Annotated in this window: 10 protein-coding genes and 3 pseudogenes; 3 read left to right on the top strand and 10 right to left on the bottom strand. The window is 48.8% G+C overall.

Features of this window, described 5'->3' with window-relative positions; all coding sequences use genetic code 11:
• Positions 1-119: 119 nt before the first annotated feature.
• The 10 genes and pseudogenes from Q0J41_RS04955 to Q0J41_RS04910 form a co-directional block, all read right to left on the bottom strand.
• Positions 120-497, bottom strand: a pseudogene (locus tag Q0J41_RS04955) (RNA-guided endonuclease TnpB family protein); the annotation flags it as partial.
• A gap of 14 nt (positions 498-511) precedes the next feature.
• Complete coding sequence (gene pcp / locus Q0J41_RS04950) at positions 512-1,123, bottom strand: pyroglutamyl-peptidase I (protein WP_296226948.1); 612 nt, start codon at positions 1,121-1,123, stop codon at positions 512-514.
• Between the two features lie 264 nt (positions 1,124-1,387).
• Positions 1,388-1,504, bottom strand: a pseudogene (locus Q0J41_RS04945) (homoserine O-succinyltransferase); the annotation flags it as partial.
• Between the two features lie 204 nt (positions 1,505-1,708).
• Complete coding sequence (locus Q0J41_RS04940; protein ID WP_296226947.1) at positions 1,709-3,139, bottom strand: NADP-dependent glyceraldehyde-3-phosphate dehydrogenase; 1,431 nt, start codon at positions 3,137-3,139, stop codon at positions 1,709-1,711.
• A gap of 100 nt (positions 3,140-3,239) precedes the next feature.
• On the bottom strand, positions 3,240-4,760 hold the full coding sequence (locus Q0J41_RS04935) for an ABC transporter permease/substrate-binding protein (protein WP_296226945.1): 1,521 nt from the start codon (positions 4,758-4,760) through the stop codon (positions 3,240-3,242).
• A 1-nt stretch (position 4,761) separates the two neighbouring features.
• Entirely contained in the window at positions 4,762-5,685 is a 924-nt protein-coding gene (locus Q0J41_RS04930; RefSeq protein ID WP_296226943.1) for an ABC transporter ATP-binding protein, read from the bottom strand.
• Between the two features lie 144 nt (positions 5,686-5,829).
• The gene (locus Q0J41_RS04925; RefSeq protein ID WP_296226941.1) at positions 5,830-6,741 is read right to left on the bottom strand and encodes a M48 family metalloprotease; all 912 of its coding nucleotides are present in this window, start codon (positions 6,739-6,741) and stop codon (positions 5,830-5,832) included.
• 121 nt (positions 6,742-6,862) lie between these two features.
• A pseudogene (locus Q0J41_RS04920) lies at positions 6,863-8,038 on the bottom strand (MalY/PatB family protein).
• A 90-nt stretch (positions 8,039-8,128) separates the two neighbouring features.
• Positions 8,129-8,629, bottom strand: a complete 501-nt coding sequence (locus Q0J41_RS04915; protein ID WP_296226940.1) for a GNAT family N-acetyltransferase — start codon at positions 8,627-8,629, stop codon at positions 8,129-8,131.
• 82 nt (positions 8,630-8,711) lie between these two features.
• Positions 8,712-9,212: a hypothetical protein gene (locus Q0J41_RS04910; RefSeq protein ID WP_296226939.1), complete on the bottom strand. Its 501-nt coding sequence runs from the start codon at positions 9,210-9,212 to the stop codon at positions 8,712-8,714.
• A 399-nt stretch (positions 9,213-9,611) separates the two neighbouring features.
• Between Q0J41_RS04910 and Q0J41_RS04905 the strand changes: the two genes are divergently transcribed.
• From Q0J41_RS04905 to Q0J41_RS04895, 3 genes are all read left to right on the top strand, one after another.
• On the top strand, positions 9,612-10,226 hold the full coding sequence (locus tag Q0J41_RS04905) for a DedA family protein (RefSeq protein WP_296226938.1): 615 nt from the start codon (positions 9,612-9,614) through the stop codon (positions 10,224-10,226).
• A 365-nt stretch (positions 10,227-10,591) separates the two neighbouring features.
• Positions 10,592-11,608 (top strand): aspartate--ammonia ligase, encoded by a 1,017-nt coding sequence (gene asnA, locus Q0J41_RS04900; RefSeq protein ID WP_296226936.1) that lies wholly within the window; start codon positions 10,592-10,594, stop codon positions 11,606-11,608.
• Positions 11,609-11,676: 68 nt separating this feature from the next.
• Positions 11,677-11,911: OB-fold nucleic acid binding domain-containing protein (locus tag Q0J41_RS04895; protein ID WP_296226934.1), on the top strand; the 235-nt coding region annotated here is incomplete at its 3' end.

Genomic DNA, 11,911 nt, shown 5'->3' with positions numbered 1-11,911 from the left:
TCACACTAGTCAGATAGAGATGATTTGCGGGTGCAGGGATCATCCAATTACCAAACTTATATTATTGAGCCTCGGGTTGCCTGGGGCTCATTCTTTCTACTAAGGGCTGTATGATTGCTTTAGCTTGCAGCTTCCGAATCGTACGGAATTATTTTGTATTCCTGATCCGAGAGCTTGGTAATGCCTTTCTCCAAGATGTTCAGCGCAGCGTTGTAGTCGCGGATATGGTGTGCTCCACACATTGGGCAGTCCCATTCCCGGTTCTTTAGGGTCAGCTTCTCATGGCCGTTGTGGCCCATGATGGAGCCACAGGCATGACACCGCTGGGTTGTGTTGCGCTTGTCGATCTCAATGTAGGTCTTGCCGTAAAGGCCTGCCTTGTATTCAAGCATTCTCTGAAAGCTGGTCCAGCCCGCATCAGAAATTGACATTGCCAAGGCATGATTCTTCATCAGATTTTTCCCTCTCAAGTCCTCAAGCACTACTACGTCGTGGTTATTATTAACTCTTCCTAGTCTCCCTCCGGCAAAAATGCAGCAATTGCCGCGGTTAAGCCGGTCACGATTGTTTCCAAAGCCATTGATGGCTGATTTGGCCGCTTGACTACCTGCTCTGGCAAAAAAGGAATATGAATGAAGCCCGCCTGCATCCCTGGATGTTCTTTTCTCAAGCTCTGCGCGTAATACATGACATGGTTGCAGACAAAGCAGCCGGCCGTGGTCGACAGTTCAGCCGGGATGCCCGCCGCTTTAATAGCTTTGACCATTTCCTTAACCGGCAGCTGGGTGAAGTAAGCCGCTGGGCCCTCCGGATCAATCGCCTGTCCTTCCCGCTTTTCCCCGCTATTATCCGCGACCGAGCAATCATCATAGTTGATGGCCACTAGTTCTGGAGTCAAACAGGACCGGCCACCCGCCTGGCCCACGTTTAAGACAAAATCTGGCTCTTCTCTTTCAACAGCTGCTTGCAGCTTTTTCTCACTTTTCCGGTAGTTGGTCGGCAGCTGCAGCTTGATAATCTCACAGCCAGCGATTTCGTCTGGCAGCAATTTCACTGCTTCAATAGCTGGATTGATTTTTTCATGGTTGAAGGGGTCAAAACCCGTCACTAATACTTTGGTCATTATTGTTCCTTTCTTGAAAAAAAGCCCGCAAACACGAGTAAACTAGATTTGTATATCAACACTAGAAAGCAGGTCTAATATGTTTTTCTTCTTCCTCGAACCAGTTTTAATCTACAACTGGCTCCTTTTGGTTAACAAGATGTCCAAAAACGACAAGTACTTCCAAATCGACCGGCGGAATTACCGCTTCTAAACTTTATCCGTTAGTAAAAAATCTGCCCCTGCCTCCCTGGCAGGGGCAGATTCCTTTTTGCCAAATAAATTTTAGTCCAGTTCTGCCAGATCGTATGGCGTCTCCTGGTAAACGGCGTAGTTGATCCAGTTACTGAAGAAGGTTGAGGCGGCCAGACTCCAGGTCAGGCGGGGCTTTTTCTCCGGATCAATGGCGGCTAACTGTTTGTCTAAAGTAATCGGCATATTGCTCTCTCCTGTCTAAATTCTTTTGTTTAATTTGCCATTCTTTATAAAAAAATGCTAACAAAAGGATTAAGTTTTTAAACTAATTCCACTAACTTTGTAAAAAGAAAAAGTCCGCCAAAGCAGACTTTCTCAAGCAGACATCTTGCCAAATTTACAGTTTTAAAATTAGCCTTCGATGTTGAAGACAACGGACTTGACCCGGGTCATGGCTTGAATGGAGTACTTGACCCCCTGTACGCCTGCCCCGGAACTCTTTACGCCCAGGAATGGGAAGTTGTCCGGACCTCTTTGGGTCTTGTTGTTGATGTGGACCGTGCCCACTTCCAACTTGCCGGCGATGGCAAAGGCCTTTTCGAAGTTCCGTGAGAAGACGGAGCTTTGCAGGCCGTATTCTGATTCGTTGGCAATCTTGACTGCTTCATCAGCTGACTTAACGCGGATGAATGGCAATACCGGCCCAAATGGTTCTTCCCAGGCCAGGCGCATGTCAGTCGTCACTTGGTCCATCACCATCGGGTAGATCAAGTTGCCTTCGCGCTTGAAGTCAAACAAAGGCTTAGCGCCCTTTTCTTCAGCTTCTTCAATCAAGCCTTGCACGTAGTCGGCAGACTTGGTGTTGATCAAAGGAGTGATGTCGGCATTGTCTTCTGGCATCCCGATCTTCAAATCCTTAACCAAAGCGGTCACCTTTTCGATCAATTCGTCAGCCACGCTGTCCATGACCAGAACCCGCTTAACGGCAGTACAACGCTGGCCGGAGTAGCCAAAGGCGCCGGCAACAATGTTCTTGGCCGTCAGGTCCAAGTCAGCGTCTTCCAAGACGATAGCCGCGTCCTTGCCGCCAAGTTCCAGCATGATTGGCCGCATCCCGGCCAGTTTGCCAATGTTCTTGCCGACGGCACTGGAACCAGTGAAGTTGATGAAGTTGACTGCCGGGTGTTCAACGATGTAGTCGCCGATGACCCGGCCCCGGCCGGTAATGGTGTTAAAGACGCCGGCAGGCAGGCCAGCTTCCGCGAAAGCCTTAGCCAAAAGCAAGCCGGAGATTGACCCCTGTGTCGGCGGCTTGAAGGCAACAACGTTCCCGCCCATCAAGGCTGGAGCGATCTTTGAGCCAGCCAAGTTGACCGGGTAGTTGAATGGAGAAATTGCCAAAACCAGGCCGACTGGTTCCCGGCGGACAACAGCCAGCTTGTTCTTGCTTGCTGAATCAAAGTTGCCGCCTTCCATGACTTCCCCGTCCAAAGTCACGCCGACCTTGGCCGTGTATTCCACGATTTCCGCCGTCCGGGTTACTTCGCCGATAGAGGACTTAAGGCCCTTGGCGATTTCCTTGGACAAGGTAGAACCGATCTTTTCAGCGTCGCGGTAGAGGATGTCCGCCGCCTTCTGCAAGTACGCGGCCCGTTCAACGTATGAAAGGGCCCGCCAGGCAGGAAGAGCCTTTTTGGCGCTGTCCATTACGTAGTCCACGTCTTCGTGGGACATGGCCGGGACTGTACCCAGGGACTTGCCAGTTGCTGGTTCGAAAATTTCAATCGCGTCAGCAGAGTCCCGCCATTCGCCATTGACATAGTTTAAATAGTGTTCTGTCAAGAGAGCAACTCCTTTCATGGATGTAATCACATTTACATTTTAGTGCTTTTCTAACCATTTTCAAGCCTTTTTGCCGAAAAAGTACCTACCAATTTTTTAATTAGAGCAGACCATGCTCTTTAAGGTACTGGCGGGCTACCTTGCTGGCGCTCTCGCGCTTGACGGTCACCTTGTAGTTCATTTCCTGCATCTCAGACTCAGTGATCTTGCCAGAGAGTTTGTTCAAGCTCTTGACGATGCCCGGATGCTTTTTAGCAAAAGCAGTCTTCATCAAAGGCGCTCCTTGGTAGGGCGGGAAGAAGCTCTTGTCATCCTTTAAGGCGACTAAGTCATACTGCTTAATTTGTGGGTCAGTCGTATAGCCGTCAACGACTTCGATCTTGCCGCTGGCAATTGCCTTATAGCGGAGAGCTGGCTCCATGGTCTTAACCTTAAAGTTCAATTTATATTCCTTCTTTAAGCCCAGATAGCCATCCTCTTGATTGGCAAAATCCGGGTCAAAGGCAGCGGTTAAGGAAGTACCCAATTTTGCCAGGTCGCTTAAGCTCTTAATATTATGCCTCTTGGCAAAAGACTGCGTGACCGCCAGGTCGTAACCGTTCTGGTACTTCATTGGCGACAGGTAAGTCAGCTGGTCTTCATCAGCCATGAGCTTTTTAGCCAGCTGGTAAGTTTTAGCCGGGTCGTGCGGAGTAGCTACCTTCTTTTTAGCCAGGCCCTGGAGGACGGTCCCGGTAAATTCCGGATAGATGTCGATTTTGCCCGTCTTTAAGGCATTGAACAGGAAGCTGGTCCCGCCAAAGTTTTTCTTAAGGGTCACCTTGATATGAGGATTGTCCTTTTCAATCAAGTCCTTGTACATGTTGATCAAGATGTCTGGCTCACTGCCCAGCTTACCGGCAATGACGACTTCCTCTTCTTTTGGCGCGAAGGCTTTTGGCAGCTGACTGGCTCCTAAGCCGATGGCAAAAATTGCCAAAACTGCCGCCGTGACCTGGAAATGCTTCTTTGAAGATGACATGAACTTGAGCAGGCCGGACATGGCCAGAGTCAAGATGGCAGATAGACCGGCTCCGATCAAGAGATAGGTGTTGTTGTTTTGCTGGATCCCGATCATGATGTAGGTCCCAAGACCCCCGGCTCCGATCATGGCGGCCAAGGTGGCCGTTCCGATGATCATGACCAGGGAAATGCTGACACCGGAAAGGATCATGGGCAGGGCCATGGGAACTTCTAATCTGAACATCTTGCGTCTTTTACTTAAACCAAAAGCATCAGCGGCTTCTTCCAGATTTGGGTCAATATTGCGGATGGCTGTGTAGGTATTCTGGTAGATTGGCATGATCCCGTACGCCGTCAAGGCGATCAAGGCCGGAGTCGTCCCGATCCCGACAAAGGGAATCAAGAGGCCGAGCAGGGCCAGGCTGGGGATGGTCTGGATGATGCTGGTGATCTGGAAGACCACTTCCCCGGCTCTTTTGCTGTGAGCCAGCAGCATCCCCAAAGGAATGGCGATCAAGCAGGAAATCAGCAGGGCTTCCATTGATAAGAGCAGGTGCTCAACAAGAGACTGCAGGATCTCTGCCTGGTGGCTTGAAATAGTATTAATCACTTCTGTCATCTTAATCTCCTAACTTTCCTAAGTAGTGCAAAAAGTCGCTAGTCGTGATTTGGTAATTTTCACCTTGATAAGCAAATTTCAAATAGCCAGCAATTTCTGGCAAAACCGCAATCTCTTCGACTTTGTTAACTGATTGCGAATTCTTTTCCTTTGTTTTTTTAGTGTAAGGACTGGCCAAGAGTTCAGCCATGGTGCCCAGGCGGGGCCGGGCGCTCTTGAAGAAGTCAGCGACGAATTGGTCGGCCGGCTTTTGCAAGATCTCACTTGGTGTCCCAACTTGCCGCAAGTGACCGTCTTTAATAACCCCGATCCGGTCACCTAAGCGCAGGGCTTCTTGCATATCATGGGTAACAAAAACAACCGTAGTCTTGCTTTGCTGGTGCAGCTTGAGCAGGAGTTCTTGCTGCTGGCGGCGCAAGACCGGGTCAAGGGCACTGAAGGATTCATCCATGAGAATTAGCTTAGGCTGGCTGGCCATGGCACGGGCAATAGCGACACGCTGCTGCTGTCCGCCTGAAAGTTCATGAGGCAGGCGGGAAATATATTTCTCCGCTTCCATGCCTACTTGCTCTAAGAGCTCGAGGGCCCGTTTTCTGCGCTCTGCTTTTTTTACCCCGGCTTCTTCCAGCTGGATGGTAATGTTGTCGCCAATGGTCAAGTTAGGAAAAAGGCTGCTAGTCTGCAGGACATAGCCCATGTGCAGGCGAAGCTGACGCAGGTCGTGATCTTTGACTCTTTTACCGTCTAAGTAAAGGTCTCCCTGGCTTGGCTCAGTCAAGCGGTTGATCATTCTGAGCAGGGTTGTTTTCCCGCTCCCACTAGGACCGACCAGAACAAAAAGTTCCCCGTCAGCAATTGTTAAGTTGATCTTTTCCAGGATGACGTTGTCCCCATAGGCCATCCCGATATCACGATACTCAATCATTCAATATTCCTCTCGTTTGGTTATAATTACTTATACTTTTAAAAGTTAATAATATATCTCAAAAAGTTCCTGCTTCAATAATATTAGTCAAAAGAGCAAAAGAAAAGGATATAGCTCACTCTATGAGCCATATCCTTTTTCAGTTTATTCCGGAGTGTCAGCCGTATGCTGCAGGCGGTCAATCCGCCGGTCTAAAGTTGGGTGGTCAGAGATCAAGTTGGTCCACCAGTGCTTGATCTGGAAGCTGTTGAACGCCAGGGCTGAAACTATTGGGTCTTCCTTTTGCTGCTGGTATTGCTGCTCAATAGCCTCCAGCTTTTTCAAGGCGGCAACGATGTATTTTGGATTTCTGGTCAAGTCAACTGAGCCGATATCAGCCAGATATTCTCTTTGCCGGGACATTGACAGGTTGAGCAGTTTAGCGATTGGCAAAGCAACGATGAAGAGGCCGGCGCCAACTGCTAAAGCAATCGAGCCAAAGAACCAGCAAATGCACTTGGTGATAACCCCACCCTCAATCTTGAACAAGGTCCAGCCAAGAGCTAGCAGATAAATTGCTGCCAGGTAAATAAAGCTGGACAAAGCTGAAGTAATCGTCGTTACCCGCAAGTCATAGTTACGGATGTGGGACATCTCGTGGCCGATGACGCCCAGGACTTCATCGTGGTTCATGATCTTTAACAAACCAGAAGTTACAGCCAGACTGGCATGTTCCGGGTCACGGCCTGTTGCGAAGGCGTTGGGAACATTGCTTGGGACGATGTAGATTTTTGGCATGGGGATGCCGGCGGCCAGGCTCATCTCTTCCACCATTTCGTAAAGTTCAGGGAAGTTTTCTTGGCTGATTTCAACAGCATGGGTGACCTTCATCAAGTGTCTGGTTGAATAAAAGTAGATATAGACCATATAGATGATCCCCGCGGCTAAAAAAATCATTCCCGCCCAGAAGGTCAAATAAACTGACAACAAGCCCGCAATAGCCAAAAGCAGGACTGTAAAACCGCCCAACACAATCCAGGTATTGCGCTTGTTTTGCTCGATTTGCTGATAAAGCATATTCCATCCTCGTTTTTTTCATAAAGCTAATTAAAGGATACTAATCGGATGGCTTTCGCGCAATAGATAATTACAGAGTGATTTAGTAATGATTAAACTTTTAGGTCATCCTCCTCACCAATCACTTCTCGCTTAGTTCCTCTACGCCCTGCTTCAGCCTTTGCATCCCGTCGATTACCAATTCTTTCGGGCAGGCCAGGTTGATCCGGACAAATTCATGTCCGTTGCCCCGGTAGCCGTTCCCGGCGGAGATGATCAAGCCAGTCTTTTCCCTTAGGTACTTGCAGAAGTCTTCCGCGTTCATCCCAAGAGCGCTGATGTCAACCCAGGCCAGGTAACTGGCATTTGAGTCCAGCACCTTCACTTCCGGCACTTCTTTTGTCAAAAATTCCCGGGCATAGGCAAAGTTGTCCCGCAATACTTTCTTGAGTTCACGGAGTCAGTCATGGCCTTCTTCATAAGCGGCAATTGCTGCCGGGATAGCCAACAAGTTCGGTTCCCCGATGCCGGCCAGGAAAAAGCTCTCCTCAGCCCGGGCACGCAAGTCCGGGTCATGGATAATCGCGCAAGCAGCGTGCAGAGCGGCCAAATTAAAGGTCTTGCTTGGCGAGACCAAAGAAACGACCCAGTTTTTGGCATCCCCGTCTACCGTAAAGGCGGGCGTAATGTCTTCATCTGTCAAAACCAGGTCCCCATGAATTTCGTCAGAGATCAAGAGGACATGGTGCTTGGCGCAAAGTTCCGCGATCCGCTTGACTTCCTCTTTGCTCCAAGCATAGCCGATCGGGTTGTGCGGGTTGCAAAAGACCATCATCCGGACAGATGGAGTTGCCAATTTTTCTTCCAAATCAGCCCAGTCGACCGAATATTTGCGATTTTCATAGATCAAGTCGCTGGAAATTACCCGGCGGCCATTGCCCTCAATGACAGAGTAAAACATGTTGTAGACGGGCTCCTGGACTAAAATTTGGTCGCCAGGACTGGTGAACTGCCGGACCATGGCAGAAATCGCTGGCACGACGCTTGAGGCAAATACACACCAGTCTTCTTCTGGCCGGGCGCGGTGCTCAGTTTCTTCCCAGTCAGCTACAGATTTATAGTATTCATCTGGCACGCTTTCATATCCAAAAGCAGCTACTTTGAGCTTTTCTTCCATGCTGGCCAGAATTTCCGGCGCAATCTTAAAGTCCATCTCAGCAATCCACATCGGCAGCTCATTCTCTTTTAAGCCGCCCCACTTGATGGAATTGCCCTGCCGTTTTGGCCCATTGGTAAAGTCATATTGCTTTTCTGCCATTTTTATCACCTCAATAATCAATTATCTTTAAGCTCATTTTTTCAGATCAGTTTAACACAGAAAAAGCAGCCAGCACCTGCTGACCGCTTTCTATTCTTCTATCATTTTGATCATGTTGTACCAGATTTCTCCGGCATGCTCTGACTCAGCTTGCCCGTGGTTGACGTAGCCATTCTTTTCGTAAAATGGCACCCGGTCTTCCAAACAGGTCAAGGCGATCCGCCCCCGCTGCATCTCCTTGGCAGTTTCCGCGAATCTGCCTAAAAGCTGGCTGCCAATCCCCTGCCCCCGGTAATCCGGGTGAACCGCGATGGTTAGGACCATTTGGTTGCCGCCAGGGCCTGGCAAACTTTCCGTCTCTTTTTCATACATCCAGTCCTCGATATAGTCGTACTTACTATCAACGACTGGCCCGGTGATAAAGCCCACGACCTCTTCTTCCAAATTTCTGGCTACCAAGAAGCTCCCGGTAAACTTCTGAATTCTCTCTTTGTACTGAGCCGGACTGCCCGCTTCCGCCTCATTGAAGCCCGCCCTTTCAATCTCCACAATCCTGCCCAAATCTTCTACTCTTGCCTGGTCGAATTTCAATGTCTTTCTCCTTGAATGCAAAAAGCACGCCTCTGTCAATCCAGAGAACGCGCCTCGTTTTATTCTTTTAAAAAATTGTCTGTTAGATAGCCACAGCGTTACCTTCACTAGCCACGCCCAGCTTAGCCAAAACCAAGGCTGGAGTGTTGGCATTCTTAGCTACAGCGCTGCGAACTTGCTGGTTCTTGTCTTGGGCCAGCTTCTTTAGGACAGCCGCGTCTTCGCTCAGCTTAGCTGCCAGGATCCGCAGGCTGGCGTAGTTTGAGTTAGTCTGCTTGTCCAAAAAAGCAACCCATTCCTTCTTAGCTACGATTTGGTCCAGCTTCAGCCATTCAGTAACCTTGCACTTGCCAAAGTCAGTTACCTGGCCCCAACCACTAACTTCGTAAATAGTGATACCTTCTTCACTTGGGTATTGGCTGGCGTTGACAACAGCGTCTTCCAACTTTTCGTAGATAGCCAGGTAGCGGTTGTGGTAGGTCTTGCCTTCCAGGTAGCTGCGGCCTTCACGGAAGAGCTTGCCTTCCTTAGCTGAGAATACAAGATAGCCCTTAACTGCTTGTTCGATAGTTACGTTAGTCATATTTATCTCTCCTTGAATAAATTTAATGACATAGTATATTACGAATTATATTCAATTTTCCCAACATCAAGATTCGCCTTTGATCAGAGAAAACAGCTTGTAAGCTTCTTTTCTTTGTTTCTATTAGGCATTTCCTTAATGTGTTGAAACGATTATAACAGACAATCTACCAAAATTGTGCATAAAATTCACTTAATTTCTTTTCTTCTTTTTCTTAAGCAAAAAATTAATTACGCCCAATTAATTCTATTACCAACTTAAAAAAGTAAAGTTAAATGGATGTAAAGTAATTCCAAATTATCTCTTAAAATCCTTGTCAGACTGACCTTTTCCGCCCTTTATTCTGTTATTCTGGATTTACGAAAATACAGACAGAATAGATTAGAGGTATAACAACCCATGAACGAGACAATCACGCAGCTGATTCAAAATTATGGCTATGTCGCCGTTGCTTTGTTGATTGCAGCTGAAAACATTTTTCCCCCAATCCCTTCCGAATTGATCCTGACCTTTACCGGTTTCCTGACCCTGTCAGCCAACCTGTCTATCCCGGGAGCCATCATCGCCTCCACAATCGGGGCCTTTATCGGCGCGGTAATTCTCTACTGGGTCGGCACCTTCTTTGACCAAGAACGCCTTTCCCGTTTTGCAAATAGCAAGGTCGGCCGCCGCTTTGGTCTTTCTTCAGAGAAAATCGCCAAGACTGAAAACTACTTTAACAGCCACGGCCGGGCAGCCACCTTCTTTGGCCGCTTTATTCCAGTCATCCGCAGCTTAATCTCCCTGCCAGCCGGGATGAGCCGCTTCTCTTTGGCCCGGTTCAGCTTCTACACTATCTTGGGCACGGCAATCTGGAACACGGTCTTGATCTATGCCGGCCGCTTTGCCGGCAACGCATACCAGCAAGTTGTCCAGGAATTTGAGGGCCTCAGCGTAATCATTTTAATTGCCTTCTGCATCATCGTGGTCACTGTCTTCCTGCTCAAGAAGAAGGGCTTGATCTTTAAAAAATAATTTTTTCGCCAATGATCTTGACAAAAATTAAATCCGTATTAGAATTTTACTTAATCAAATAAATCAAAAGATGAGAAAGACGAGTAGGAAAGCACAATCTCTTAGAGAGTTGCCGGCTGGTGAAAAGGCAACAGACCCTGGCTTTCTGAATAACACTTTTTCCAGATCGCCGGCTGAAGTCGCAGTAAGCCGTGCCGCCTGCAGGACGTTACCCTGCTAGAGCATGTTGGTGCTCGAAGTGGTTCGTTTAGAACAAGGTGGGTGGTACCGCGGAAAGAAGCCTTTCGTCCCTGTAGTATTTGGGGATGAAAGGCTCTTTTTATGCCCTTTTGACAAGTATTAGATTTTTAGCAGAGGCAAGAGATATGGCTAAATTAGTTATTCCAAGTGATTACGATCCGAAAATGACCATCCGCGAAACGGAAAAGGCAATCCGCTACATCCGGGAAACCTTCCAGACTGAATTCGGGACCGCGATGAATCTGGAAAGAATTTCCGCCCCTATGTTTGTTAAGAAGTCTTCCGGCTTAAACGACAACCTCTCTGGCTGGGAAAAGCCGGTTTCCTTTACCCTACACGATGGGGATGAAGGCGAATTGCAAATCGTCCACTCCCTGGCCAAGTGGAAGCGCTGGGCCCTTAAGCACTACGGCTTCGGCCACGGTGAAGGTCTCTTCACCAACATGAACGCCATCAGAAAAGATGAAGAAGTGCTGGACAACCTCCACTCCGTTTACGTTGACCAATGGGACTGGGAAAAGGTCATCGACAAGAGCGAACGGACGGAAGCAACCCTCCGCCAAACTGTCCAGCGGATCTTTGAAACCATCAAGGGGATGGAATACCACGTCCGTGCCCTCTACCCGCAAGCCGCCTACCACCTGCCAGAAGAAATCAGCTTCGTGACCAGTGAAGAACTGGAAGCCCGCTGGCCATCCTTGACCCCAAGCGAACGGGAAGACAAGATCTGCCAGGAAAAGGGGGCAGTCTTCTTGGAACACATCGGCGGGGCCCTTCCGCTTTCCAAGAAGCCGCATGACCTCCGGGCACCAGACTACGACGACTGGACTTTGAACGGCGACCTCCTCTTCTGGTACAAACCCCTCCAGCGGGCCTTTGAAGTCTCCAGCATGGGCATCCGGGTTGATGAAGACCGCTTAAAAGAGCAGCTGAAGATCGCCGGTGCTGAAGACCGGCTGACCCTACCTTTCCACCAAGCCTTGTTAAAGGGTGACCTCCCTTATTCCATCGGCGGCGGGATCGGCCAGTCAAGACTTTGCATGCTGCTTTTGAGCAAGGCTCACATCGGTGAAGTCCAAGCCAGCATCTGGCCTGACGAGATCGTAGAAAAGTGCCAGGAAGCCAAGATCCAGCTTCTGTAAGAATAGTTAAGCAAAAAGAAGAATATAAGAGCAAGATAAACAAAAAATACCGAGGTAAAGAGATTAACATGACAGAATTGATTTCAATCAGAGAATCAGCCAAGCACGTTGACGAAGAAGTCAGAATGCATGTCTGGCTGACCGACAAGCGGTCCAGCGGGAAGATCGTCTTCCTACAATTAAGAGACGGCACGGCCTTCTTCCAAGGCGTTGTCCGCAAGAACGCCGTTAGCGAGGAAGTTTTTGAAGCAGCCAAGGGCCTGCGCCAAGAAGCCAGCTTCTACATCACCGGGACCATCCATG

The organism is uncultured Lactobacillus sp., from assembly GCF_944327175.1.
Lineage (GTDB): Bacteria > Bacillota > Bacilli > Lactobacillales > Lactobacillaceae > Lactobacillus.
The sequence above is the reverse complement of the archived record's forward strand: the minus strand, read 5'-3'. Positions and strand labels throughout refer to the sequence as shown.